General features: G+C 69.1%; 29 protein-coding genes. 16 read left to right on the forward strand and 13 right to left on the reverse strand.

Going from position 1 to position 22,852, the window contains the following annotated elements; translation table 11 throughout:
- Window positions 1–64: 64 nt before the first annotated feature.
- The 3 genes from JHN45_RS15675 (at window position 65) to JHN45_RS15685 (ending at window position 2,774) form a co-directional block, all read left to right on the forward strand.
- A complete protein-coding gene (locus tag JHN45_RS15675) occupies window positions 65–604 on the forward strand; it encodes a winged helix-turn-helix domain-containing protein (protein ID WP_201049398.1) in 540 nt (179 codons plus the stop codon).
- On the forward strand, window positions 601–1,158 hold the full coding sequence (locus JHN45_RS15680) for a transposase (RefSeq protein ID WP_236583720.1): 558 nt from the start codon (window positions 601–603) through the stop codon (window positions 1,156–1,158). Before JHN45_RS15675 ends, JHN45_RS15680 begins: the two co-directional genes overlap by 4 nt.
- A 713-nt stretch (window positions 1,159–1,871) precedes the next feature.
- Entirely contained in the window at window positions 1,872–2,774 is a 903-nt protein-coding gene (locus JHN45_RS15685; protein ID WP_201049401.1) for a helix-turn-helix transcriptional regulator, read from the forward strand.
- A 40-nt stretch (window positions 2,775–2,814) separates the two neighbouring features.
- Here JHN45_RS15685 and JHN45_RS15690 read toward each other — a convergent pair whose 3' ends face one another.
- Genes JHN45_RS15690 through JHN45_RS15700 form a run of 3 tightly spaced genes read right to left on the reverse strand, consistent with a single transcriptional unit; the run spans window position 2,815 to window position 5,566 of the window.
- Window positions 2,815–4,011, reverse strand: coding sequence for an amidohydrolase family protein (locus tag JHN45_RS15690; protein WP_201049405.1), 1,197 nt, complete (start codon window positions 4,009–4,011; stop codon window positions 2,815–2,817).
- A gap of 22 nt (window positions 4,012–4,033) precedes the next feature.
- Window positions 4,034–5,149 carry an MAB_1171c family putative transporter gene (locus tag JHN45_RS15695; RefSeq protein ID WP_201049406.1) on the reverse strand — a complete coding sequence of 372 codons (1,116 nt, stop codon included), beginning with the start codon at window positions 5,147–5,149 and terminating at the stop codon, window positions 4,034–4,036.
- A gap of 3 nt (window positions 5,150–5,152) precedes the next feature.
- Entirely contained in the window at window positions 5,153–5,566 is a 414-nt protein-coding gene (locus JHN45_RS15700) for a hypothetical protein (RefSeq protein ID WP_307783112.1), read from the reverse strand.
- 820 nt (window positions 5,567–6,386) lie between these two features.
- On the opposite strand from JHN45_RS15700, the gene JHN45_RS15705 reads away from it, so the two are divergent.
- From JHN45_RS15705 to JHN45_RS15725, 5 genes are all read left to right on the forward strand, one after another.
- Entirely contained in the window at window positions 6,387–6,827 is a 441-nt protein-coding gene (locus tag JHN45_RS15705) for a PPOX class F420-dependent oxidoreductase (protein ID WP_201049408.1), read from the forward strand.
- Between the two features lie 552 nt (window positions 6,828–7,379).
- Window positions 7,380–7,535: a hypothetical protein gene (locus JHN45_RS54390; protein WP_307783113.1), complete on the forward strand. Its 156-nt coding sequence runs from the start codon at window positions 7,380–7,382 to the stop codon at window positions 7,533–7,535.
- 1 nt (window position 7,536) lies between these two features.
- A complete protein-coding gene (locus JHN45_RS15715) occupies window positions 7,537–8,037 on the forward strand; it encodes a DUF6879 family protein (protein ID WP_201049410.1) in 501 nt (166 codons plus the stop codon).
- 17 nt (window positions 8,038–8,054) lie between these two features.
- Complete coding sequence (locus JHN45_RS15720; RefSeq protein ID WP_201049411.1) at window positions 8,055–8,213, forward strand: hypothetical protein; 159 nt, start codon at window positions 8,055–8,057, stop codon at window positions 8,211–8,213.
- On the forward strand, window positions 8,210–8,944 hold the full coding sequence (locus JHN45_RS15725; protein ID WP_201049412.1) for a DUF6082 family protein: 735 nt from the start codon (window positions 8,210–8,212) through the stop codon (window positions 8,942–8,944). Before JHN45_RS15720 ends, JHN45_RS15725 begins: the two co-directional genes overlap by 4 nt.
- A 142-nt stretch (window positions 8,945–9,086) precedes the next feature.
- Here JHN45_RS15725 and JHN45_RS15730 read toward each other — a convergent pair whose 3' ends face one another.
- From JHN45_RS15730 to JHN45_RS15760, 7 genes are all read right to left on the reverse strand, one after another.
- Window positions 9,087–9,566, reverse strand: a complete 480-nt coding sequence (locus JHN45_RS15730) for a hypothetical protein (RefSeq protein WP_307783114.1) — start codon at window positions 9,564–9,566, stop codon at window positions 9,087–9,089.
- A gap of 293 nt (window positions 9,567–9,859) precedes the next feature.
- Window positions 9,860–10,183 carry a hypothetical protein gene (locus JHN45_RS15735; protein ID WP_201049414.1) on the reverse strand — a complete coding sequence of 108 codons (324 nt, stop codon included), beginning with the start codon at window positions 10,181–10,183 and terminating at the stop codon, window positions 9,860–9,862.
- A gap of 410 nt (window positions 10,184–10,593) precedes the next feature.
- On the reverse strand, window positions 10,594–11,256 hold the full coding sequence (locus tag JHN45_RS52975; protein ID WP_201049416.1) for an arsenate reductase ArsC: 663 nt from the start codon (window positions 11,254–11,256) through the stop codon (window positions 10,594–10,596).
- Window positions 11,249–11,962, reverse strand: coding sequence for a helix-turn-helix domain-containing protein (locus tag JHN45_RS15745; protein ID WP_201049417.1), 714 nt, complete (start codon window positions 11,960–11,962; stop codon window positions 11,249–11,251). Before JHN45_RS15745 ends, JHN45_RS52975 begins: the two co-directional genes overlap by 8 nt.
- A gap of 132 nt (window positions 11,963–12,094) precedes the next feature.
- Complete coding sequence (gene trxA / locus JHN45_RS15750) at window positions 12,095–12,418, reverse strand: thioredoxin (RefSeq protein ID WP_201049418.1); 324 nt, start codon at window positions 12,416–12,418, stop codon at window positions 12,095–12,097.
- Between the two features lie 16 nt (window positions 12,419–12,434).
- Window positions 12,435–13,430: a thioredoxin-disulfide reductase gene (trxB, locus tag JHN45_RS15755; protein WP_201049420.1), complete on the reverse strand. Its 996-nt coding sequence runs from the start codon at window positions 13,428–13,430 to the stop codon at window positions 12,435–12,437.
- Entirely contained in the window at window positions 13,427–13,840 is a 414-nt protein-coding gene (locus JHN45_RS15760; RefSeq protein ID WP_189150973.1) for an arsenate reductase ArsC, read from the reverse strand. Before JHN45_RS15760 ends, trxB begins: the two co-directional genes overlap by 4 nt.
- 91 nt (window positions 13,841–13,931) lie before the next feature.
- Between JHN45_RS15760 and JHN45_RS15765 the strand changes: the two genes are divergently transcribed.
- The 3 genes from JHN45_RS15765 to JHN45_RS15775 are packed head-to-tail and all read left to right on the forward strand — an operon-like array spanning window position 13,932 to window position 15,254.
- Window positions 13,932–14,240 (forward strand): helix-turn-helix transcriptional regulator, encoded by a 309-nt coding sequence (locus JHN45_RS15765; RefSeq protein ID WP_201049422.1) that lies wholly within the window; start codon window positions 13,932–13,934, stop codon window positions 14,238–14,240.
- On the forward strand, window positions 14,237–15,016 hold the full coding sequence (locus JHN45_RS15770) for an MIP/aquaporin family protein (protein WP_201049423.1): 780 nt from the start codon (window positions 14,237–14,239) through the stop codon (window positions 15,014–15,016). Before JHN45_RS15765 ends, JHN45_RS15770 begins: the two co-directional genes overlap by 4 nt.
- A 16-nt stretch (window positions 15,017–15,032) precedes the next feature.
- Window positions 15,033–15,254 (forward strand): hypothetical protein, encoded by a 222-nt coding sequence (locus JHN45_RS15775; RefSeq protein ID WP_201049425.1) that lies wholly within the window; start codon window positions 15,033–15,035, stop codon window positions 15,252–15,254.
- Here the strand turns inward: JHN45_RS15775 and JHN45_RS15780 are convergent.
- The gene (locus JHN45_RS15780) at window positions 15,214–15,621 is read right to left on the reverse strand and encodes a (2Fe-2S) ferredoxin domain-containing protein (protein WP_201049426.1); all 408 of its coding nucleotides are present in this window, start codon (window positions 15,619–15,621) and stop codon (window positions 15,214–15,216) included. The two genes, JHN45_RS15775 and JHN45_RS15780, sit on opposite strands and share 41 nt — an antisense overlap.
- Complete coding sequence (locus JHN45_RS15785) at window positions 15,618–17,612, reverse strand: heavy metal translocating P-type ATPase (RefSeq protein ID WP_201049428.1); 1,995 nt, start codon at window positions 17,610–17,612, stop codon at window positions 15,618–15,620. The genes JHN45_RS15780 and JHN45_RS15785 overlap by 4 nt, the downstream gene beginning before the upstream one ends.
- Window positions 17,613–17,707: 95 nt before the next feature.
- On the opposite strand from JHN45_RS15785, the gene JHN45_RS15790 reads away from it, so the two are divergent.
- Together JHN45_RS15790 and JHN45_RS15795 are read left to right on the forward strand one after the other, a co-directional pair.
- Entirely contained in the window at window positions 17,708–18,097 is a 390-nt protein-coding gene (locus JHN45_RS15790; RefSeq protein ID WP_201049430.1) for a metalloregulator ArsR/SmtB family transcription factor, read from the forward strand.
- A 242-nt stretch (window positions 18,098–18,339) separates the two neighbouring features.
- Entirely contained in the window at window positions 18,340–19,155 is an 816-nt protein-coding gene (locus JHN45_RS15795) for a sulfite exporter TauE/SafE family protein (RefSeq protein WP_201049431.1), read from the forward strand.
- A 57-nt stretch (window positions 19,156–19,212) separates the two neighbouring features.
- Here JHN45_RS15795 and JHN45_RS15800 read toward each other — a convergent pair whose 3' ends face one another.
- The gene (locus tag JHN45_RS15800) at window positions 19,213–19,590 is read right to left on the reverse strand and encodes a helix-turn-helix transcriptional regulator (RefSeq protein ID WP_201049433.1); all 378 of its coding nucleotides are present in this window, start codon (window positions 19,588–19,590) and stop codon (window positions 19,213–19,215) included.
- 146 nt (window positions 19,591–19,736) lie between these two features.
- On the opposite strand from JHN45_RS15800, the gene JHN45_RS15805 reads away from it, so the two are divergent.
- Genes JHN45_RS15805 through JHN45_RS15815 form a run of 3 tightly spaced genes read left to right on the forward strand, consistent with a single transcriptional unit; the run spans window position 19,737 to window position 22,804 of the window.
- On the forward strand, window positions 19,737–21,104 hold the full coding sequence (locus tag JHN45_RS15805) for an NAD(P)-binding domain-containing protein (protein WP_201049435.1): 1,368 nt from the start codon (window positions 19,737–19,739) through the stop codon (window positions 21,102–21,104).
- A 28-nt stretch (window positions 21,105–21,132) separates the two neighbouring features.
- Window positions 21,133–21,597 carry an ArsI/CadI family heavy metal resistance metalloenzyme gene (locus JHN45_RS15810; protein WP_201049437.1) on the forward strand — a complete coding sequence of 155 codons (465 nt, stop codon included), beginning with the start codon at window positions 21,133–21,135 and terminating at the stop codon, window positions 21,595–21,597.
- Between the two features lie 7 nt (window positions 21,598–21,604).
- Complete coding sequence (locus JHN45_RS15815; RefSeq protein ID WP_201049438.1) at window positions 21,605–22,804, forward strand: MFS transporter; 1,200 nt, start codon at window positions 21,605–21,607, stop codon at window positions 22,802–22,804.
- The last annotated feature ends 48 nt before the right edge of the window (window positions 22,805–22,852 follow it).

Consider the following 22,852-nt stretch of genomic DNA (forward strand, 5'->3'; position numbering starts at 1 on the left):
TACTGACCTTTTCGGGTTGCCTTCGGGTGGTGACGTTGGGTGATTCCTGCGGTATGCCGGTGTTATGCGGTACGCGGATGGTGGGGGCCTGACTGCTGAGCGGCGGGCTGTGCGTGAAGGGATCCGGCTGGAGGCCGGGCAGAGGTTCGCACGAGGTGACAGGACTTCGGACATCGCCAAGGACCTGCGGGTGAGCGAGCGTTCGGTGGAGCAATGGCGCCGGGCCTGGCGTGAGGGCGGCATGGAGGGTCTGAAGTCGAAGGGACCCGCGAAACTGCCGAAGCTGTCGGATGAGCGGTTCGCCCTGCTGGAAAAGGAGCTGGCCAAAGGGCCGGCCGCGCATGGCTGGGAAGATCAGCGGTGGACCCTGGAACGCGTCAGAACGCTGATCGGCCGCCAGTTCAAGGTCAGTTGCTCGATCGCGGGAGTGTGGCGGCTCCTGCACCGCCACGGCTGGTCCTGGCAGAGCCCTGCCCGTCGTGCACTGGAACGTGACGAACGCGCGGTCGAGCTCTGGAAGAAGGATGTGTGGCCGCAGGTGGAAGGACCGCGGCGGCGCTCGATGCCTGGATCGTCTTCGAGGACGAGGCCGGGTTCGCGATGACGCCGCCACGAGCCCGCACGTGGGGCCGACGCGGGCAGACGCCCGTGGTGAGAGTGCGGGGACGGTCGCGGCGACGGATCTCGATCGCCGCGATGTGCTGCTACCGGCCCGGGGAAAGGTCCCGGATGTTCTACCGGCCCCGCTTCCACCTGCTACTCAAAGGAGCACGCAAGAGTTTTGCCTGGCAGGACTACCGTGACCTCCTGGTCCGCGCGCACCTGCAACTCGGCGCCCCGATCGTCGTCGTCTGGGACAACTTGAACACCCATCGTGCCGCCGGAATGAGGAAGTACGCGGCCGACCATGAATGGCTCACCATCATCCAACTTCCCTCCTACAGCCCGGACTTGAATCCCGTGGAGGGCATCTGGTCGTGGTTACGGCGCGGACCGATGGCCAACACCGCGTTCACCGACCCCGACCACCTCACCCGCACCCTCCGCCGAGGACTCGCCCACATCCAGCGCCATCCCGAGCTCATCGACGGCTGCCTCACCGAAACCGGACTGACCCTCACTTCAGACCCGCCGAAGCCAACCCGAAAAGGTCAGTAACTCCTGGGCGCCGTCTCATTTCCCTTTGGGAACCGCGGACTTGACGTTGGATGTGGTTTTCGCGTTTCTCCCTTGAGGGGTTCGGGTTCGGCGGTTCCGCCGAGGGAGCAGCAACATATGCAGACGGCGGTCAACACTCCAGCGGGCAGCGGGTGCTGAGCGGATTCGACGCCAACTCGACATATATCGCTGGACTGGTGGGCTTCAGGACACGTGCCTAGACCGAACTCGGCAGCCGCGCCCGGTTTCTAAGCTGTCGCAGTGCGTGAGGATCAGCGGGTGCGCGGCGCTGACGCACGACGGAATCTCTGCAGGCACCGGGCATTCGATCTGAACGGCTTTATCCATGACCGTTCGATGAAGCAGAGACATACGACACTCCTAACGCGACAGCCACCCGCGCGTACCGTTCAAGGGCAAGGAGTGACCGAAGTACGACCTCGCGCCTCTCCGGGCCGAAGCCGCGCACTTTCTGGCGCCCGAGAGACGAACTCCCCGGCACCGATTCCTTCCGAGAGCGCTCCGCGCACAGGACACCGCGGCCGCACCCCGCTCACCCCCTCCCTCAGCCCGAGAGCCTCGACAGAGCGCGAAGACGAAGATCGAGCAAGGGTGCAACCCCGCTCGCTCTTCGCTAAGCTGAAGCTATTCCCGCCTGAAGAAAAAGTCAACACACTGGATCTACTCCAGCTTCCATAAAAAACGAGGGTCCGATGCCTGCTCGTCACTTCGACCGAAGCCGTCTGCGCGCGGTGCGGCGAGCCGCCGAGATCTACCAGGCCGCCGTGGGCGAGGCTCTGGGCGTGTCGGACTCGGCGGTCGCCAGTTGGGAGGGCGGTGCCCAGACTCCCGATCCGGAGAAACTGTCCGCGCTGGCGCGCGCTCTCGGAAGCGATGTCGACGTACTGTTCCCCCGGTCCGGGCCGCCCGATCTCACCGATCTGCGTTGCGATGCCGGCTACTACCAGTACGAGACAGCCGCGTTGATCGGAACCAAGAGCGCCGGACCAGTCGCGGCGGCCGAACGCGGAGAGCGACAGCTCAAGGACAAGTACGTCCCGGCCTTGGCGACGGCGTACGGGGTCAGCGAGGAGGACCTGCGGCGGGCGGAAGCCCGGTCGATCGCCAAGACACAGGGTGTGCAGGTTGAAGAACCCGCACCATCGGGAGCGGGGAGGACCTCCGTTCCTGGAGCCCCTCCCGAATCACTGGCCGAGAAGATCACTCTGCTCCTGGACAGCTCGTATCCCGGCCCCCAAGGTCCGCCCTCGGACGCGGAGATGGCGAACGCGGTGAACGCCCATGCCGGGGCGCCGATCCTCACCGAAGAGGACTTCCGGGATCTCCGCACAGGCGTTACCGAGACCGCGTCCCCCGCGGTCCTGGACGCACTGGCTGCGGTCGTCGGCGTCTCCCGGATGTACTTCGAGCCGGACGACGCCGTGGCCGCTCAGGTCTATGAAGGACTCCAGCTCCTGGCAGCCGCCAAGAAGGGGGCCGTGGGCCGGGTGAAGGCCCGTGGCATGGGCTCGCAGGGCCTGTCGCCGAAGGCGATGGAACTCGTCAACGAGCTGGTGGCGGAGCTGGAGGAGAAGCAAACGGACGCGAACGAGTAGCACCTGTCCGCAGCTCACGGGCTGCGGACAGGGGATATGGCTACCGCTGCTCCGCTGTCGTGCCCGGCTCGTGGAGGCGACCGGCGGCGACCACAGCCCGGATCGTCTTCAGGACGCTGAGATCTTCCAGGGGGTCTCCGTCGATCACCAGCAGGTCCGCACGGAATCCCGGAGCGATCCGGCCCGTCGTCCCGCCCAGCCCGAGCGCGTCGGCCGCGTCGGTGGTCGCCATGTCGAGGATCCTGCTGTTCGGCAGGCCAAGGTGAGCGTAGAAGGAAAGAGCCGGGACCAGGCCGTCGAACCCGGCGCGCTGGACGCCGGCGTCAGTGCCGGCGATGAGCTTGGCGCCGGCGTCGGCCATCTGCCGTACGAGATCGAACATGGCCGCCGCCCGCTCCTCGCCGAAGAAGCGGGGAAGCATCTCCCAGTGGGGGCTGACCGCGGGACAGACAGCGATGCCCCGGTCGATGATCTGCTTCAGGACGTCCTGGCGGAGGTCGAAGCCGTCGTTCGTCATCCACGTGCAGTGCTCGATCGTGTCGACGCCGGCTTCCACGGCCGCGGTGATGCCGTCCGTGCCGTGCGCGTGGGCGGCCACCGGTAGGCCGGCCTGGTGGGCCTCGTCCACGAGAGCCTGGAGTTCCTCCGGGGTGAACTGGCTCTGCCAGCTCTTCGGCCCGTCCTTGGTCAGGCCGCCTCCGGTGACCATCGCCTTGATCACACCGGCACCCGCCGAGACGTTGCGTCGTACGAGATCACGGACCTCGGTCACGCCGGAGACCTCGCCCCCGAGGAAGTGGCAGTGTCCCCCGGGCGGGGTCGCTGGCGTCCCCGCCGAGACGACCCGAGGGCCCGGGGTCGTGCCGCCGGCGATCTCCTCGTCCAGGCGCAGGGCGAGGCCGTTGCGGTCGCCCAGGTCTCGGACCGTCGTCACGCCACTGCACAGGAGTTGCTCCGCACGGCGCCGCATGTCCTTCAACAGGGTCTCGTCGCTGGACTCGTGGAGCGCGGCCACGGGGTCCACGCCTCCGTCGAACGCGAGGTGGACGTGCGCGTCGATAAGGCCGGCCACGACTGTCCCCCCAGGGAACGCGACGTGCTCAACGTCCGTGTCCGCCTGCTCCTCGATCCGCGCACGCGGTCCCACCGCCGTGATCGAGTCACCCTTGATGAGGACCGCGCCGTCGTCCAGGTACGTTCCGGAGTCGACGAGGACTCGGCCTGCGGTGATGAGCATCTGATCTCCTTGACTTCGGTGGTTACGCGGACAGGCGCAGTGCGTCCGACACCGCGATCAGCTGACGGACATCCGCTTCCCGGTTGTCCTCCTTGGGCACGGCCAGCGGTACCGCCGGACGTGTCGCGAGGGCTCCCTTTCCGATCATCTCCACGGCGTGCCGAAGGCGGTCCGCCAACACGGCAGGGGGGAGGTCGAGCACTTCGGTATCCTCCGATGCATCGGCCAGGTATGGGCTGACATCAACCAGTCCGTCACGGCATTCCACTATCCGTCGGTGGTAGCGGCGGTGCACGCCACGCGCCCGCCACCGGTCCCATAGCCCGGAGGAGGCTGGCCGCAGCACGTTCTCCGGATAGGCCTCGGCGAGCAGTCGCCACAGCGGGGCCAGCCTCCGGTGGTGACGGCGGCGCCGCAGCCAGAGCCGCACCGACGTGACCCTCGAGCGGGCCCCCGGATATGTGACCCCCACGAAGAACAGCAGAATGGACACCACAAGAAGGAACGCGACACCCGTCATGAGCGCCTGCGGCACGGTGCCGCCACTCCACCGGATGGCGACGAAGACCGCGCGGACGGCGCAGGCCAGCGCCATCACGCCGAGGCCGATGGCGGCCATCCACAGACCCGTGGCGTGTGGGCGCCGCGACATGCGGGCATAGCGGTGAGTCCACCGACCGGCGACGCCGAGGGCGTACATGAGGTACAGACCGGCGCCGCCGTAGAAGAAGGCGATCTGCGGGATCGTCATGTCCGCCGTGCTGAAAGAACCGGCGAACACGTCGTGCGGAACCGACAGCGCGGCGACCGTGATCGCCACCGCCACGGCTGCCACGACGAGGGCTTCCCTCCTGGCGCGGAGCCGCCCGGCCCGTTCGTCGGCCGAATACAGGTAGAAGCACATGAGGAAGTAGACCGTGAGCAGGAGCAGCACGTTCTGGATCAGTTTCGCGGTGCCGTGCCCGGCCACGGTGTCGACGCCCGAGGCTCCGCCGGGCATGGCCAGCGGATAGGACAGCGCGGCGCTCAACAGACAGAGCGTGACGGAGCGGAGTGGCGCGTCACGGGGTGCTCTCGACCACTGGTACAGCTTCCAGACGACGGCGGCGGCAAGGCCCAGGAGAATTACTCCGGTCACTGGTCAGAGCCACCCTCGCCGGTCGCCCAGCGCCGCCTGAACACGTCGGACCGAGGGGTCCTCGGACAGCGGGGTGACGTGGTCAAGCACCGACGACCATTCCAGGATGATCGTGGCCGCGAGCTCGACCTGGCACTCCTCCCCGTCCTCGTAGGAGCACCGGCGGGCGACCCGGCGGATCAACTTGGGGTCGAGTACGGGGATCAGGGTCGCCCAGCCCTCGACGAAGTCGTCCGGCGCCTCCTGCTTCTCGCCGTCCTCCCACTCGGCTACGAGGATGTGGAAGAGCTCATGCAGGATGATGTGCATCTGATGCAGACGGGTCGTCTCCTGCTGGTAGAGGATCACGTCCATCTGCGGCGTGTCGATACACAGCCCGGAGGGGCCCGGCTTCTCCAGCGGGAAGGCTCGAAGCACGATCGGGCGCCCGCGCCTCTCGCCGACCAGTCGGCACAGCTCTTCCACGTCAAGCGGAGGTTGGACGCCGAGGTCCTGAAGCTCTCGCCGTAGGCGACGGTGCAGGTCCCGCTCCACCGTCCGCTTCTGAGCGGTACGCCACCGACCCAAGCGTCGGCGGCTCACCCCGCCCTGCGCGGAGACGTTGGGTTCAGCCGCGTCGCGGTCACTTCTTCCCGAACACATCAGTAATCCCCTTCGTACCAGCCATGGGTGGCTCGTCCACGAAGCCAGGCGACGACCGCGCCCGTTTCGAATCAGGTCCAGTCTCCGTTGCACGACGCAGCCGAAAAGGTGATCACGGGCATCGAGGGCGGTGGGTTGATCCAGACCGCGAACACCCCGGACCAGGGCGCGCGGCGGTGCGCACCCAAGGCTCTCCGTAATCGAAAGGTCGCTAGCGCGAACGAGCAATGCGCTACATCGAGCACCTTCGACGGGCTCCGGGAACTTCAGCGGACACTACGCGAAGCCCCCATAAGGATCTGGCTGGAAGTCACCCCACGGGCCACCACGGCACCCAAGCAATAAAACGCACCAAATCATCCCTTCGAGATGTCGATCATGTCCTTGAGCTGGCACTTCTCGCACCTGACGCGCCCACGCCAAACTTCATAAGGGGCGCTAAGTTCGTTATCAAGCCGAGATATTTTCACCATGAATACATGGGGCAAACTTCGCGATCACTGCCAAATTCTGTGACCTCTGTACCGATGGGCGAGGTGTGGCCCTGACCACTTTCGGACAGCCTGGACATCATTCGCGATTAGGCTTCCCGGCCATGAGTACCGAGATAAGCCGCCAAGGTGACGGCTACCTGGAGTTCTGGAACGAGTACCATCTGTGCACTCTGACAACACTTCGGCCGGACGGCCGCCCACACGTCGTGCCCGTCGGGGTCACCGTGGACGCCGAAGCTGGAATCGCTCGGGTTATCACTCGCAAATCGAGCAGGAAAGTCGCCAACCTTCAGACGGCACCGCCCGGCCAAGCGCGCGTCGCCGTCTGCCAAGTGGACGGGGGACGCTGGGCGACGCTGGAGGGCACGGCTGAGGTCCGCATGCACCCAGACGCGGTGGACGACGCCGTGACGCGCTATGGGCAGCGGTACGGGCGAACCCCGGCTCCGGACCCGGAGCGTGTGGTCATCGAGATCACGATCGACCGGGCCATGGGGCATGTCGATATACCCAAGTCCATGACCGCGAATGCTGCGGCCTGACGAACTTCTGGACTCGCTGTGGGGCCTGGCCACCCTGAAGGTCGGCCGAGGCCAGTCGTCGAGGGTCAGCCTCGATCAGTTACGCCGGCAGCGCTCGCACCCCGTCGACCAGGGACGTGGCGCGCACATCGCGGGGCCCTCGATGATGTGGCTCATCACGTAGCCGAACGCGATGCCCTGCTCCGGGTCGAAAGCCGAGAGAGCCACCGTGACGGCGTCGCCTGCAAGGGCGAGAGCATGTTCGGCGTGGCCAACAGGAGCGGAAGCGGCGATAGACCTGAACTGGAGTGGCAGAGCATGAAATCTGCACCCATGTCCCCCGCACGATTGGGATGAGGATCCGGACGTCATTGCGGGTGCCCGGCCTGGTTGTTAGCCTCGGATTGATCTTCACGTGGTGTAGGCATTCAACTACGGCTTGGGGCTGGGGAGATGGCGATAGGTCGCCCGTGGGAAGCGGATGCCGACGCCGGGTTCGTACGTCGCCTCGGTCGGTCCCCACAGGAGTTGGGACTGACGAGCGGCTCGGAGAGTTGTCCGGACATCTGGGAGATGGACAACGGCGACGTCGCGGTGATCGGCCGTGACGTGACCGCGCTCGTGGCCGAGCGTCTCCCCGAGGGGGTCTCCGTCGGTGCCGACGAGCGCCTTGTGATCATTCCGAGGAGCCTTCTCGCCGCCGCGAAGCCGGACATGCCCGATGCCTGATATGAGCAGGGCCGAGACACCTGGCGTCCGCGCGCCCAGCATCAGCGCGCTCGTCGCGTCGCCACCCGAGGCTCGAAGCCCGTTCCTGACTGTCAAGGAATACCTTCAGGCATTCCGCGCGGACTACGCCCGTCCCGAGGTGACGGCCTTCGACAAGTTGGAGTGTGGGCAGCACTTCCAGGAACCTGGCTTCTCGTCGTGGGAGGCATTCAACCGAGGGGCCTGGCGAGAGTCCGTCGACCTGGTCCAAGAGGCACAGCCCGCGATCAAGCGCCAGTTCGACGACGCCGAGTCCCGTGGTCTGGTGCTGCGGCGAGCCCGCTATGTCGAGCTGCCGCCGTCGGACTACCTCGTGTGGGAGATGGCCGTGCTCCGCGAGCGGGTCAGCCGGGGCGAGCGGATCCGCGTCGTGGTCGGCCAGGGCCGACCCAGCTTCCAGGCACCCCCCCCCGATGGTTTTCCGAACTCGTCATTCTCGGGACCATCCGTCTCTATGAACTGAGGTACACACCAGACGGCGTGCTGGCCGGCGCGTATCAGCATGACGACGCCCAGTTGATCGAGGCCTGCCGCGCGGACTTCGAGCAGCTCTACGGCGCGGGTGAAGACTTCTCGTCGTTCCACGACCGAGTCACCGGACCGCTGTTGCGTACCCGTTGCGCGGAGGCGTCAGCATGACACCACCTCCGGAACCCACCCCCTCGGCCGCCTCCCGCACCGGGCGCAGCCCGCACGGACGCCCCTGGTACCGCTCACACGCGGCGACGCTGGCGCTGTCCGTGCTCGCCATCGTGTGTGCGATGGGACTCGTCGTCGTGTCTCCCCTCGCTCTTCCCGCGCTGGACGGCAACGGGGAGGACTGGGAGCGGATCGGCGACATCGCCCAGGCGTACGGCGCCGTGTCCGCGCTCCTGTCCGGCCTGGCCGTCGTCGGCGTGGCGGCTTCGCTGGTGCTTCAGGCTCGCGAGGCGAAGGCTGCCCGAGTGCAGAACACCCGCACGATGCACATGGAGTTCACCCAGCTGGCCATGGAGAACTCCGAGTACCTCGACTGCTGGGGTGGCCCGGACGCTTCCCGGACGGTTCTGCTCCGCCGCCAGCACATGTACGTCAACCTGGTGGTGTCGCACTGGGAGATGTGGTTCGAGCTCGGAGACCTCACGGAGCACTGGCTGGCGTCCATGTGCGACGAGATCTTCGCCGGTGACATCGGCCGCTCTTTCTGGGCGCGGACCCGTGAAGCACGTATCTCGACCGCCTCCACACGACGGATGAAGCACTTCAACCAGATCATCGACACCCGGTACGAGGCGGCGCTCGACACCCCGCCCCGCACGGAGCCGGCGTTGCCGGATCTCGGGGTGCCCGGAGTCGTGCCCCCGCGCGCGGCTGATCAAGACCAGTCCTGAACTCGTCGCGTAACAGGCGGACATGCGGAATGAGGTGTCCGGCTCTCGAATCTGCCTGCTCACCGGGTCGGGCCACGCCAATGGAGCGCCGGGGTGGGCGGTAGCCTCCACTGAGCGGTGGGCCAGGGGACGAGACGGGGCCTTATCCACCGATCCCGAAGAGCAGCCCCTTGTGATCATTGCTCAGTGAGCGCCGTATGGCGTTGACGAGCCTCACCTGTGCCTGGGCGGGGGCCTGCCGGGCTTGTTCGAACTCCTCCGGGCTCAGTGGGTTGCGCACGGGAGTGCGCTCCCCTCGTTCCACTTGGTCCAGGAAGGAGTCGATGGCGCGACCGAAAACGTCGACCTCCACAGCAACTTCCGTGGGGGCGACCAGGCTTACGTGCATCAGGGCCGCGCTCCACTCACCCCAGTCGTAGTCCCAGCCGCGCCGTTCGCCATGCGCTCGCCTGAGCTCCATCGTGAACTTGGCGTAATGGCTGAACAGCTCCTGATAGGCGGCAAGCTGCTGGTCACGTATCCACTGGCGATCCTGAGCACGGCGTGTAACGATCCCGCCGACCAGCACGCCCGCTGTGGCGGCAAGCGCACCAGCGGCCGTTGTCACGAGCGTGTCCAGCACCAGTCCCCCTGAAGCCCCCGACGTCCCAGCCCTCGGCGAGACGAACATACTGATCATCAGCCGTCGGCGGCAATGATCAGTCCTCCACAGGTTCAGGGAGTGGACGGCAAAGGCGGCACCTGTTGAGGACGGGGCCGCAGTGATCGTCAGTCAGCAGCCGGCCCGGGCCCGCGCACAAGGCTGCGGCGAGTCCGGCTGCGCGCCTGCTGGCCGAGTATCCCCGAACAGGATCTGTGACCGCTGCCACCTCAGGCGTTGCGGCGGATGAGAGCCTTTGGGCTTCGTTCTCCTGCTCAGGCGGGTGATTGGGCAAGTGCGGCGTACCGGTCGGCGACCCGCATCCACGCTGCCTCGCCATCCATGCCCTCGTACGACGTCTCCAACTCCGAGAGGATGGCGGCGCCTTCCGTGCACCGGCCGACCGCGACGTCCAACCACACGAGGCTGAGCCGCTCGTCCATGATCGCATCGCGCGCACCGGCCACGGTGTACGCCGCCCACGCGGCCTTCGGCAGATCGGCGTCGGCAGCCGGGAAGACCCCGCCGACCGCGTGGAACAGGGCTCCGGCACGATGCACTGCTGCGAGGGAGGCGGCGTCGGCGAGCGCGGCAGGCATCGCAGCCTGTACAGCCCTGATGTTGGCTTCGTCGATTTCATGCCACAGCCGCCACTGCGTACGCACCGCCTCGCCTGGGTCCGGGGACGCGACGCCCGGGATGCAACCGTGGGCGAGGAAGAGATGGACCGTCTCACGAGGCAGTGCTCGGCGCTGTTGATCCTCAGCTGGTCCAGCACGTTCGGGATGCCGTCGCTCACTGGGACAGCCGACCTGCCACCCGCCTCATTGAACTCCTGCCCCTGCTGGACCAGTTGGAAGCCATGGCCGGGGCCTCCCTCCCACCCCTGTTGCCGCCCGCCTCGTGAACTGGCCGAGGCCGTCCCGACCTCACTGCCGAGGACGCGGCGTCGTCCCATCCCGGGCCGCCAGTGTCGCGTGGATCCGGCCTCCGTACGCCCGGTGAGCTGTCAGTGTTGTGCCGGGACGCCGAGGTCGTCGAGGAGGCCGCGGACGCGGCGTTCGATGTCGTCGCGGATGGGGCGGACGTTGTCGACGGTCTGGCCTGCGGGGTCGTCCAGGGTCCAGTCGAGGTACTGCTTGCCGGGGAAGACGGGGCAGGCGTCGCCGCAGCCCATGCTGACGACGACGTCGGCGGCGCGGACGACCTCGTCGGTCCAGGGCTTGGCGAACTCGCGGGAGATGTCGATGCCGCGCTCGCTCATCGCGGCGATGGCCGAGGGGTTGACCTCGAATCCGGGTTCGGAGCCGCCGGACCAGGCGACGGCGTTGTCCCCGGCCAGGTGCTGGAAGAAGCCCATGGCCATCTGGCTGCGGCCGGCGTTGTGGACGCAGAGGAAGAGCACGACGGGCTTGCCGTCGGTGTGGTGGCCTTCGACCTTGGCGAGGGCGCGCAGGCGCTGGCGGGCGAAGCGTTCGGCGATGAGCGGGAGGAAGTTGGGGATGGTGCTGCGGCCGGCGAACTGGTCGTAACTGCTGTGGAGAAAGCGTTCGATGGTCTCCTGGCCGAAGATCCCGTCGAACTCGCGGCTGAGGTGGGTGGCGGCGGTGCGCAGGGCGAGTTGCTGGTCGATGCTCAGGTTGCGGTGCGGGGTGGGCGCGGTCTCAGTCATCGGTGCCTCCTGGAGGGCGGACGGCGGGTGCCAGCCGGTCGATCCGGTCGGCGAGATCGCTCAGGGCGTCGGCGAAGGCGTCGTCGGTGCCGGTGCCGGTGCCGGTGCGGGTGCGGGTGGGGTCGGGGACCGACCAGTGCAAGCGGTCGGGGACCCGGGGGCCGAGCTGTTCGTGGGCGTTGTCGCAGACGGCGACCACGAGGTCGTCGGGGCGCAAGGTCTCGTCGATGTGGGAGGTGCGGGCGTGGGCCAGGGAGAGGCCGTGTTTGCGTGCGGTCGCGACGGCGCGGGGGTGGACGCACTGTGCGGGCTCGGTTCCCGCCGAGGCGGCCGGGATGGTGCTGTGGCGCTTCCAGAGGGCTGCGGCGAGGTGGGAGCGGGCGGAGTTGTGGGTGCAGACGAACACCACGCGGGGAGCCGTCCGCAGGGGTGCCGGCATGGTGTCGGCCAGGGTTTCCACGCGTAGACGCAGGTAGGTGCGCCTGCGGTCTCCTTCGGAGCGGGACCGCTCGATCAGGCCGACCTGTTCGAGCAGCTTGAGGTGATGGGCCAGGAGATTGCTGGGCAGGCCCAGCTCCTGGCCGAGTTCGCCGGGCGAGGCATCGCCCAGCAGCAGCCGGTCGATGATCGCCAGGCGCGCGGGTTCCCCCAGCGCCGCGTGCCGTTGCGCTCGCGCCATCACCGATGCAGACCACTCAGTGTTCATTAAGTCAATTTTCATTGAGGCAATGTCGCCTGTCAATGCCGATGCCCGTGCCGCCGTGCGGCACGGGCATCGGTTTCGGAGGAATACGACCTCGGCGGAGCCCCCTGCGGGTGCCCCACCCGCATCGCGTCGTCAGGCGAGGTGGTCGGCGAGTTCGCGTTCGAGGGCAGCCTTGGGCTTGGCGCCCACGATGGTCTGGACGACCTCGCCAGCCTGGTAGAGGTGCAGCGTTGGGATGGACATCACGCCGTACTTCGCGGCCGTATCCGGGTTCTCGTCGATGTTGAGCTTGACGATGTCGATCTTGTCGCCGTGCTCGGCGGCGATCGCCTCCAGCGAGGGGGCGAGCTGGCGGCAGGGGCCGCACCAGGCGGCCCAGAAGTCGACTAGGACCGGCTTGTCGCTGGCCAGGACGTCCTGCGCGAAGGAGTCGTCGGTGACGTTCTTGAGAGCCATGGTCTTCCTCCGGGCGTCAGACGGCGGCTACGGCCGGTTCGTCTGCGGTGTGGGTGTCACTGAGGGCGGCGAGGTACTTCTCGGCGTCGAGGGCTGCCGCGCAGCCGGAGCCGGCTGCGGTGATCGCCTGCCGGTAGGTGTGGTCGACGACATCGCCGGCGCCGAAGACGCCGGGGATGTTCGTGCGGGTGGAGGGGGCAGCGACCTTGAGGTAGCCCTCGTCGTCCAGGTCGAGCTGGCCGGTGACCAGGTCGGTGCGCGGGTCGTGGCCGATGGCGACGAAGAGGCCGGTGGCGGGGAGGTGGGAGGTCTCGCCGGTGACGGTGTCGCGCAGGGTGAGAGCGGCGAGTTTGCCGCCGTCCTCGTGGATCTCGGCGACCTCACGGTGGAAGGCGAAGGAGATCTTCGGGTCCGCGAGCGCGCGGTCCTGCATGGTCTTGGAAGCCCGCAGGGTGTCACGCCGGTGGACGATCGTCACGGAGCGGGCGAAGCGGGAGAGGAAGGTGGCTTCCTCCATCGCCGTGTCGCCGCCGCCGACCACCACGATGTCGTGCTCGCGGAAGAAGAAGCCGTCGCAGGTCGCGCAGTACGACACGCCCCGGCCGGAGAGTTCGTCCTCGCCGGGCAGGCCGAGCTTGCGGTGCTGGGAGCCGGTCGCCACGATGACGGCCTTCGCCCGGTGGACGGTGCCCGCGCTGTCGGTGACGGTCTTGACCGTGCCGGTGAGGTCGACCTCGATGATGTCGTCGGGGATCAGCTCGGCGCCGAAGCGTTCGGCCTGGGCCCGCATGTTGTCCATCAGGTCCGGGCCCATGATGCCGCCCGGGAAGCCGGGGAAGTTCTCCACCTCGGTCGTCTGCACCAGCGCGCCGCCGGCGGTGACCGCGCCCTCGAAGACCAGCGGCTTCAGCGAGGCGCGGGCGGTGTAGAGGGCTGCGGTGTATCCGGCGGGGCCGGAGCCGATGACGATGACGTTGCGCATGTCCCCGGTCGTGCCGGTCGCGGTGCTCATGCCTGGGGCTCCGGCGCGATCTCCTTGATCAGGCCCTCGATGAGCACCTTGATCTCGTCGCGGATCGGGCGGACGGCCTCGACGCCCTGGCCCGCCGGGTCCTCCAGCTGCCAGTCCAGGTACCGCTTGCCGGGGAAGACGGGGCAGGTGTCGCCGCAGCCCATGGTGATGCAGACGTCGGACTCCTTGACGGCGTCGACGGTGAGCATCTTCGGGACCTCGGCGGAGATGTCGATGCCGACCTCGGCCATGGCCTCGACGGCGGCGGGGTTGACGCCGGCGCCCGGGTTGGAGCCGGCGGAGCGGACCTCGACGCGGTCCCCGGCCAGGTGGGTCAGCCACGCGGCGGCCATCTGGGAACGGCCGGCGTTGTGGACACAGACGAACAGCACGGAGGGCTTGTCGGACATCAGAGGTCTCTCTTGTCTCACGACGGCATCAGGTGCGATTGATGTCAGCACCTGGTGGTGTCAGCCACCACTGATGTGACAGTATCAGTCCATGATGACGTCAGTCGACACTGATCTGATCCGGGTTCTGGCCGATCCGCTCAGGCTCCGGATCGTGACCCTGCTCGCCAAAGAGACGCTGTGCACCACCCACCTGGTGGAGGAGACCGGCGCTCGGCAGACCAACCTCTCCAACCATCTGAAGGTGCTGCGCGAGGCCGGGGTCGTCGAGACGGAGCCGTGCGGCCGGTACATCTACTACCGGCTCAAGCCCGAGGTCATCGCCTCACTCGCCGGCCAGTTCGCCGACCTGGCCGAGTCCGCCCGCGCCGCCGCCGAGAACAAGAGGGCCTGCCCATGACCGCCGCCGAAGCCGCCCCGACCGCGGAGTCCGCGACAACCGCTCCAGCACCCGGCTCCGTCGGGTCCGCGCCGGGTGCCACCCCGCCACGTACTCCCCTGGTCGCCCGGGCCGCCGCCGAACTCATAGGCACCGCCCTGCTGGTGGCGATCGTGGTCGGCTCCGGCATCCAGGCCACCGAACTGACGAAGGACGTCGGCCTGCAACTGCTGGCCAACTCCACGGCCACCGTCTTCGGCCTCGGCATCCTGATCCTCCTGCTCGGCCCGGTCTCCGGCGCGCACTTCAACCCGGTCGTCACGCTGGCCGAGTGGTGGACAGCGCGACGCGGCGGTCCCGGGGTCACCCCGCGCGAGGTGGCCGTGTACGTACCCGCGCAGATCATCGGCGCGATCGCGGGCGCGATCCTCGCGGACGCGATGTTCGCCGAGCCCCTCGTGAAGTGGTCCACCCACGACCGCTCCGCCGGACACCTGCTCCTCGGCGAAGTCGTCGCCACCGCGGGTCTGATCCTGCTGATCTTCGGCCTGGCCCGCGCCAACCGCCTGCAGTACGCGCCCGTGGCCGTCGCCTCCTACATCGGCGCCGCCTACTGGTTCACCTCGTCGACGTCCTTCGCCAACCCGGCCGTGACCATCGGCCGTGCCTTCACCGACACCTTCGCCGGCATCGCACCCGGCTCGGTCCTGGGTTTCATCGGAATGCAGATCGTCGGCGGCGTGGTCGGGCTGGCTCTGGTCGCGCTCATCTTCATGCCCGGACGATCGGCCGAGTGACCGACAGGACCAAGCCGTGTGGGAGGACGTCCTGGCCGGGCAGAGCTTGGACGTGCCCGTCGAGGAGCACGTGGCCGCGCTGGTCGGCGCGTTGGACGCGGCGCGGAAGCAGATGACGCAGCGGCTGGAGAGCACCGGGCAGGACACGAAGATTACTGCGCGTGGCTGGATGCGACAGCGCCCCGGCCAGGGGCGGGTCAGTCTTCGAGTTCGTGGCGGACGCGTCGGGACGGGCTGAACGTGTAGAGGTCGAGGATGCCGGGCGCCTCGGCGAGGCCGGGGCCGCCGTCCCTGACCCAGGCAGCGATGTCGGCAGCGGCGCCGGGGTCGTTCACCTGCCCGAGCCATACCGGGCGTCCGCCGGCCTTGCGGCCTTCGGCCGAGGGCTGGATGACGATGACGTTGGCACGCTCGCACGCGTCGAGGCAGTCGGTTCGCCGGACCATCGCGACTGCGGCCAGCTGGCTGCGCGGGTCGGTGAGCTGGGCTTCGTGGTCGAGGCGCGGCACCTTGGCCGGGGTGCCGCAGCAGCAGCCGCGGCAGACGGTGACGGTCGGCCGGGCCGCCCCCGGGCTGGGGGCGGCCTTCTTGGCGCGGCGGCTCACTGCACGTCCTTCGCTGCGCGGTTCCAGGCTGCGTCGCGCAGCAGCCGCAGGCCGTTGAGGCCGACGATGACGGTCGAGCCCTCGTGGCCGAGCACACCGAGCGGCAGCGGCAGGTGTCCCACCAGGTCCCAGATGACCAGGCCGGAGATGAACACTGCGGCGATGACCAGGTTCTGCACCACCAGGCGCCGGGCGGCCCGCGACAGGCTCACGACGGTGGGCATGGTGGCGAGTTCGTCGCGGACGATGACGGCGTCGGCGGTCTCCAGGGCGAGGTCGGAGCCGGCGCGGCCCATGGCGATGCCGGTGTGGGCGGCGGCCAGCGCGGGGGCGTCGTTGACACCGTCGCCGATGACCAGCACCTTGCGCCCTCGGGCCTCCAGGCGGCGTACCGCCTCGACTTTGTCCTGCGGCAGGAGGCCGGCGTGGACGTCGTCCGCGGTGATGCCGACCTCAGCGGCGAGACGGGTGGCGGCGCGGGGGTTGTCGCCGGTGACCAGTATCGGGGTACTGCCGGTCAGCGCGGTCAGGGAAGCGACCGTGGTGGCGGCGTCGGGACGCAGCCGGTCGGCGATGCCCAACACCCCGACCGGGATGCTGTCGCGCAGGACCAGGACGGCGGTGTGGCCGCCGTCCTCCAGCTCGGCCGCGACCTCTGCGGCGCGAGCCGAGCCGCTGCCGAGGTCGCGGCCGTCGAGGAGGCGGCCGGGGGCGCCGACCGCAACCGTGTGGCCGCCGACGGTGGCGGTGACACCGATGCCGGGAGTGGAGGTGAAGTCCCGTATGTCGGCGATGGCCAGGCCCCGGGCGCGGGCGACGTCGACGACAGCGCGGGCCAGGGGGTGTTCGCTGGGGTGTTCGGCGGCAGCCGCGAGCATAAGCAGGGTGCCCTCGTCCAGCCCGGAGCCGTCCAGGGGGCGGATGTCGGTGACGCGGGGAGTGCCCTCGGTGAGGGTGCCGGTCTTGTCCAGGGCGACCGCGTCGACCTGCCCGAGACGCTCCATGACGACGGCGGACTTCACCAGGACGCCGTGGCGTCCTGCGTTGGCGATGGCCGAGAGCAGCGGCGGCATCGTCGCCAGGACCACCGCGCACGGCGAGGCCACGATCATGAAGGTCATCGCCCGCAGCAACGAGCCAGTGAGATCTCCGCCGAATGCCAGGGGGATCAGGAAGACGGCCAGGGTCGCGACGACCATGCCCAGGCTGTACCGCTGCTCGACCTTCTCGATGAACAGCTGGGTGGGCGCCTTGGTAGCGGAAGCCTCCTCGACCATCGCCACGATACGGGCGATCACCGAGTCCGAAGCGTCCCGCTCGACCTTGACCCGCACGGCACCGGTGCCGTTCAGCGTCCCGGCGAAGACCTCGTCCCCCATCTCCTTCGCGACCGGCAGGGGCTCGCCGGTGATGGTGGCTTGGTCGACGTCGCTGGCCCCGTCCAGTACCCGGCCGTCCGCACCGACCCGCTCCCCGGGCCGGACCAGGATCATGTCGCCGACCACCAGGTCCCCGGTCGCGACGCTCTCCTCGCTCCCGTCATCGGCCAGCCGGGTCGCGGTGGCGGGGGCGAGGTCGAGCAGCCCGCGCACCGCGTCCTGGGTGCGGGCGGTCGCCAGCGCCTCCAGGGCGCCGGAGGTGGCGAAGATGACGATCAGCAGCGCACCGTCCATCACCTGCCCGATCGAGGCCGCCCCGATCGCGGCCACGATCATCAGCAGGTCCACATCCAGGGTCTTCTCCCGCAGCGCCGTCAGCCCCGCCCAGGCCGGCTCCCACCCGCCGGTGACGTACGCGGCGGCGTACAGCGGACCCCACGCCCAGGCGGGTGCGCCGGCCAGCTGGAGCGGCAGCGCGATCAGGAACAGCACCAGCGCCGCGGCAGCCCAGCGCGCCTCGGCCAGCGCGAACACCCGGGTACGGCGCTTCGGCGCTGTACGCGAGGCGGCCGGAGCGGCCCGTTCGGGGCGCTGGAGCAGGTCAGAAGACATGACAAAACAACCCTTCAGGGGCGGAAGGCGGCGACACATCCACCGTACAGGAATATCTGAACAGGTCTTCACATGTGGTCGGTAGGATGGGCGGCATGGGTCACGGAGCCGACGACAAGAACCACGCCACCCCCCGCGAACGCCTGGACGCGGCGGGCGCCACCGACGTCGCCGCCACCCTCCAGGCCCTGGCCACCCCCTCGCGGCTGTACATCCTGGCCCGCCTCCAGGAAGGGCCCTGCGCGGTCGGCGACCTCGCCGAGGCCGTGGGCATGGAAGCCTCCGCCTGCTCCCACCAGCTCCGCCTGCTGCGCAACCTCGGACTCGTCACCGGAGAACGCCACGGCCGTTCCATCGTCTACGCCCTCTACGACAACCACGTCGCCGAGCTGTTGGAACAGGCCCTCTTCCACGTCGAGCACCTACGACTCGGCCTGCGCGACGCCCCCGCGGCCGAAGCGGCGCCGGCCGCGGTCCGGCAGTAAGCGGTCATGTTCCGCGACTCCCGGGACGGGACGGGCGCGCGGGCCCCGGAGTGATCACGTTTCCACAGGTCGCCGTTCGCGGAAGTCCTCTCGAAACCGGATCGGATACGCCTCGACCGCCCGCCAGGAGCTGGCGAGCCGGTTCGAAGCCCTCCACCGCGCGGAGTGCGGCTGGTGTCTTTCCCTGAAAGGTGAGTAGGCGCCGTAGCGGGCAGGGGTCGCTGCCAGCAAAGATGCCCATCATGACCACCGGCAGGGATCTCGCTCCCGCACGTTCGATACACGCGACGCCCTTGGTGTTCGGCGCGGGAGCAGGCATCGGCGTGCTGGGCGGGATGATCGGTCTGGGCGGCGCGGAGTTCCGCCTGCCGCTGCTGATCGGCTTGTTCGGGTTCGCCGCGCTCGCCGCGGTCATCCTGAACAAGGCGATGAGCCTGGTCGTGGTCCTGGCCGCGCTGCCCGCCCGCCTGGCAGCCGTCTCCGCCTCTGAAGTGGCCGCGCACTGGTCCGTCGCGGTCAACTTGCTGGCCGGGAGTCTGCTGGGCGCCTGGGCCGGGGCCTCGTGGGCGGTGCGGATGCGCAGCTCCACCCTGTACAAGGTGCTGGCGGCGTTGATGGTGCTCATGGCTGCCGCCCTGATGGCCACGCACCTCACGACCGTGGAGACGCTCGTGCTGCCGCTGCGGGCCCGGGTGCCCTGCGGGGTCGTGGCGGGCTTCGGGATCGGGGTGGTCGCGGCGGTCATGGGTGTGGCCGGGGGTGAGCTGCTGATCCCGACGATCGTGCTGCTGTTCGCGGTGGACATCAAGACCGCGGGCAGCCTGTCCCTGCTGGTGTCGTTGCCGACGATGCTGGTGGCCTTCGCCCGCTACAGCCGTGACGGCAGCTTCGCCGTGCTGGGTGCCAACCGCCGCTTCACCGGGGTCATGGCCGCGGGTTCGGTCGCCGGTGCGATGCTGGGCGTCCTGCTGATCGGCGTCCTCTCGGACCTGGTGCTCATTCCAGTACTGGCCCTGATCTTGCTTGTTTCCGCGGTCAAGCTCGCCCGCCACGACTGATCCCACGCACCGGCAAGCTGTGGAATCTCAGGATGCGGGCGAGCTGATCCACGCAGGTCAGGTGGCTGGCGCGGCCTTGGTCAGCAGCTGACCCATCGCAGCGAGGACCGCCGGCTCCACCCGGTAGTACACCCACGTGCCACGCCGCTCCGAGGAGAGCAGCCCGGCCTCCTTGAGCTTCTTCAAGTGGTGGGAGACGGTCGGCTGGGACACCCCGACGTCGGAGATGTCGCACACGCACGCCTCACCGCCCTCGTGCGAGGCCACCGACGAGAACAGCCGCAGCCGCACCGGGTCGCCGAGCGCCTTGAACATCCGCGCGGCCGTCTCGGCCTCACCGGCCGTGAAGGGGCGCTCGGTCAGCGGAGGGCAGCACGGCACCACGGTCTGGGAGACCTCGGGCTCCAGCAGTGGCAGCAGTTTCGTATTCGACATGCATCTATGTTGACATACATCGAACCAGCCTGGCGAGAGCGTGTCGCCCATTCAGATTCGATGAATGTCTATGTTGACTGCCATCTAATCAGGTGTCACCCTGGGCGGAGAAGACATCGACAAACGTCAAAACAAAGGGGAACCTCGTGAACGCGCCCACCATCGACCAGCTGCCCGTCGTGGTCATCGGGGCCGGCCCCGTCGGTCTGGCCGCCGCCGCCCGCCTTGTCGAGCGCGGGCTCGAACCGCTCGTCCTGGAGTCCGGGCCGGCCGCCGGCACCGCGGTGCGGGCCTGGTCGCATGTGCGCCTGTTCTCTCCCTGGGCCGAGGTCGTCGACCCGGCCGCCGAGAAGCTCCTCGCCCCGACCGGCTGGGTCCGCCCCGACTCCGCCACCTACCCCACCGGCGGCGACTGGGCCGGGAAGTACCTGCAGCCGCTTGCCGACGTCCTCGGTGACAGGGTCCGCTACGGCGCCACGGTCACCGGTATCGCCCGCGCGGGCCGGGACCGGATCGTGGACTCCGGCCGCGACGAGCAGCCCTTCACCGTCCACCTCCAGTCCGCCGACGGCCGCGAGGAACTGCTCACCGCCCGCGCCGTCATCGACGCCTCCGGCACCTGGTCCACCCCCAGCCCCGCCGGCGCGGACGGCCTGCCCGCCCTCGGCGAGAAGACAGCCGCCGACCGCATCTCCTACCAGGTCCCGAACCTGAGCGACCCAGCCGTACGCTCCCGCTACGCGGGCAAGCGCACCGCCGTCATCGGCTCGGGCGCCTCCGCTTTCACCGCCCTCGCCTACCTCGCCGACCTGGCCAAGGAGGCGGACGGGACCCACGCCGCGTGGATCCTGCGCCGGGGCATCGGCGCGAGCACCTACGGCGGTGGCGAGGCGGACGAACTGCCCGCACGCGGCGCACTGGGTCTGCGCGCGAAGGAAGCAGTCGAGGCCGGCCACGCGAGCGCGGTCACCGGTTTCCGTACACAGGCTGTGGAGCGCGACGGCGACCAGCTGGTTCTCGTCGCCGAGGACAGGCGCCGCCTGGACCCGGTCGACGAGGTCATCGTGCTGACCGGCTTCCGCCCCGACCTGTCCTTCCTCTCCGAACTCCGCCTCGGCCTCGACGACCGCCTCCAGGCCCCCACCGCCCTCGCCCCGCTCATCGACCCGAACGTCCACTCCTGCGGCACGGTCTACCCACACGGCGTAAACGAGCTTTCTCATCCGGAGCAGGGCGTCTACCTGGTCGGCATGAAGTCCTACGGCCGCGCGCCCACGTTCCTCGCCATGACCGGCTACGAGCAGGTCCGCTCCATCGCCGCCGCACTCGCCGGCGACCAGGAAGCCGCCGAGCGCGTGGAGCTGACCCTCCCGGAGACGGGCGTGTGCGGTGGCGCGGGCCTGTTCGACGACCCCGACGCCGCCCAGAGCAGTGAAGGCGGCGGCTGCTGCGCCGCCCCGGCCACCCTGCAGATCGGCATCGGCACCCCCGCAACCGCGTCCGGCGGCTGCTGAACTCCCCACCTTTCCAAGGAGGTTCGCCATGTCCCGCGTACAACTCGCCCTGCGCGTCCCCGACCTCGCCGCATCCGTGGCCTTCTACAGCAAGCTGTTCGGCACCGAGCCCGCCAAACTCCGCGACGGCTACGCCAACTTCGCCATCGCCGAACCCCCGCTCAAGCTCGTTCTGATCGAAGGCGCCGCGGGCGAGGCGACCCGCATGGACCACCTCGGGGTGGAGGTCGAGACGACCGAGGCGGTCCACGCCGCCACCGCCCGCCTGGGCGAGGCGGGCCTGGTCACCGACGTCGAGGACGACACCACCTGTTGCTACGCCGTCCAGGACAAGGTCTGGGTCCACGGCCCTGGCCAGGAACCCTGGGAGGTGTACGTCGTCAAGGCCGACGCCGACTCCCTGGCCAAGCAGCAGGGCAGCACCTGCTGCGCCGGCCCGGTCGAGGCCGGCACCGGCGCGAAGGAACCGGTTGCTGCGGGCGGCTGCTGCTGATCCGCCGATGACCGACCTCTGTGCCAGCGAGGCCGTGACCGGAGCAGGGGACCGGTCACGGCCTCGCGGCGCTCTGCCCGCCCTGTGCGCCACCCAGATCACCAGTTGGGGCGTCGTCTACTACGCCTTCCCCGTTCTGAATCCGCAGATCACTGCGGCCACGGGCTGGTCAGCCACCGCTACCACGGCCGCCTTCTCGGGCGCGCTCCTGGTCTCCGCCCTCACCGGCATCCCCGTCGGGCGGATCCTCGACCGCCGCGGCCCGCGCGCCGTGATGACCACCGGCTCCGTGCTGGGCGTCGTCGCCGTGCTGGCCATCGCCTACGCGCACAGCCTCGCGGCCTTCACCGCCGCCTGGCTGCTGGCCGGCGTGGCCATGGCCGCCACCTTCTACCAGCCCGCCTTCGCTGCCCTCACTCGCTGGTGGGGAAGAGACCGCATCCGCGCCCTCACCATCGTCACGCTCGCCGGCGGCCTGGCCTCCACCGTCTTCGCCCCGCTGACCGCCACGCTCGCCGAGTACCTGAGCTGGCGAAGCACGTACGTCGTACTCGCGCTGATCCTGGCCGTCGTAACCGTCCCCGCTCACGCCTTGGCGCTTCGAGGACCCTGGCCGCCCGCGCCGAAGCCGCCCTCCCAACGGCACACCCCCAGTGGCTCGGTGACCCGCAGTCGACCGTTCCTGATGCTCGCCACCGCGCTCACGCTGAACAGCTTCGCCATGTACGCCGTCGTCATCGCCCTCGTGCCCCTGCTGATCACGCGCGGCGCCAGCCCCACCGCCGCAGCCTGGGCCCTCGGCCTGGGCGGCGCAGGACAGACCCTCGGCCGCACCCTGTACGCCACTCTCGCCCGTCGCACCGGCGCCAGGACCCGCACCGTCATGCTCATCGCCGTGGGTGGGGCCACCACCGCTACGTTCGCGGTGTTCTCCGGCCCGTTCCTGCTCCTGGTGGGCGTCGCGATCGCGGCCGGCATGGTGCGCGGCAATCTCACCCTGCTCCAAGCCACCGCCGTCACCGACCGGTGGGGCGCGACGCACTACGGTCGCCTGTCCGGACTGCTGGCCGCCCCGGCCACCATCGCTGCTGCCCTGGCGCCGTTCGCGGGAGCCGCGTTGGCCGGACCTCTCGGCGGCTTTCCGGGCCTGTTCGTTGTGCTCGCGCTGGTGTCCGCCGCAGCGGCCCTGTTCGCGCTGGGAAGCTGACGAAGTTCACTGAGAGTTGGGGGGCCTCTCGCGGTCAGCCACGTCCCT

This window comes from Streptomyces sp. MBT53, assembly GCF_016654115.1.
Classification (GTDB): Bacteria; Actinomycetota; Actinomycetes; order Streptomycetales; family Streptomycetaceae; genus Streptomyces.

What these genes read in the sequence shown, in the direction of transcription:
- JHN45_RS15735 (WP_201049414.1), bottom strand. Translation starts at nt 10,183, where the DNA reads ATGCCTGCCGCGCTCGCCGACGCCGCCTCCCTCGCAGCAGTGCATCGT.
- JHN45_RS15815 (WP_201049438.1), top strand. Translation starts at nt 21,605, where the DNA reads ATGACCGACCTCTGTGCCAGCGAGGCCGTGACCGGAGCAGGGGACCGG.
- JHN45_RS15770 (WP_201049423.1), top strand. Translation starts at nt 14,237, where the DNA reads ATGACCGCCGCCGAAGCCGCCCCGACCGCGGAGTCCGCGACAACCGCT.
- JHN45_RS15790 (WP_201049430.1), top strand. Translation starts at nt 17,708, where the DNA reads ATGGGTCACGGAGCCGACGACAAGAACCACGCCACCCCCCGCGAACGC.
- trxB (WP_201049420.1), bottom strand. Translation starts at nt 13,430, where the DNA reads ATGAGCACCGCGACCGGCACGACCGGGGACATGCGCAACGTCATCGTC.
- JHN45_RS52975 (WP_201049416.1), bottom strand. Translation starts at nt 11,256, where the DNA reads ATGACTGAGACCGCGCCCACCCCGCACCGCAACCTGAGCATCGACCAG.
- JHN45_RS15745 (WP_201049417.1), bottom strand. Translation starts at nt 11,962, where the DNA reads ATGAACACTGAGTGGTCTGCATCGGTGATGGCGCGAGCGCAACGGCAC.
- JHN45_RS15760 (WP_189150973.1), bottom strand. Translation starts at nt 13,840, where the DNA reads ATGTCCGACAAGCCCTCCGTGCTGTTCGTCTGTGTCCACAACGCCGGC.
- JHN45_RS15705 (WP_201049408.1), top strand. Translation starts at nt 6,387, where the DNA reads ATGAGTACCGAGATAAGCCGCCAAGGTGACGGCTACCTGGAGTTCTGG.
- trxA (WP_201049418.1), bottom strand. Translation starts at nt 12,418, where the DNA reads ATGGCTCTCAAGAACGTCACCGACGACTCCTTCGCGCAGGACGTCCTG.
- JHN45_RS15810 (WP_201049437.1), top strand. Translation starts at nt 21,133, where the DNA reads ATGTCCCGCGTACAACTCGCCCTGCGCGTCCCCGACCTCGCCGCATCC.
- JHN45_RS15685 (WP_201049401.1), top strand. Translation starts at nt 1,872, where the DNA reads ATGCCTGCTCGTCACTTCGACCGAAGCCGTCTGCGCGCGGTGCGGCGA.
- JHN45_RS15785 (WP_201049428.1), bottom strand. Translation starts at nt 17,612, where the DNA reads ATGTCTTCTGACCTGCTCCAGCGCCCCGAACGGGCCGCTCCGGCCGCC.
- JHN45_RS15800 (WP_201049433.1), bottom strand. Translation starts at nt 19,590, where the DNA reads ATGTCGAATACGAAACTGCTGCCACTGCTGGAGCCCGAGGTCTCCCAG.
- JHN45_RS54390 (WP_307783113.1), top strand. Translation starts at nt 7,380, where the DNA reads ATGGACAACGGCGACGTCGCGGTGATCGGCCGTGACGTGACCGCGCTC.
- JHN45_RS15765 (WP_201049422.1), top strand. Translation starts at nt 13,932, where the DNA reads ATGATGACGTCAGTCGACACTGATCTGATCCGGGTTCTGGCCGATCCG.
- JHN45_RS15725 (WP_201049412.1), top strand. Translation starts at nt 8,210, where the DNA reads ATGACACCACCTCCGGAACCCACCCCCTCGGCCGCCTCCCGCACCGGG.
- JHN45_RS15690 (WP_201049405.1), bottom strand. Translation starts at nt 4,011, where the DNA reads ATGCTCATCACCGCAGGCCGAGTCCTCGTCGACTCCGGAACGTACCTG.
- JHN45_RS15795 (WP_201049431.1), top strand. Translation starts at nt 18,340, where the DNA reads ATGACCACCGGCAGGGATCTCGCTCCCGCACGTTCGATACACGCGACG.
- JHN45_RS15680 (WP_236583720.1), top strand. Translation starts at nt 601, where the DNA reads ATGACGCCGCCACGAGCCCGCACGTGGGGCCGACGCGGGCAGACGCCC.
- JHN45_RS15675 (WP_201049398.1), top strand. Translation starts at nt 65, where the DNA reads ATGCGGTACGCGGATGGTGGGGGCCTGACTGCTGAGCGGCGGGCTGTG.
- JHN45_RS15715 (WP_201049410.1), top strand. Translation starts at nt 7,537, where the DNA reads ATGAGCAGGGCCGAGACACCTGGCGTCCGCGCGCCCAGCATCAGCGCG.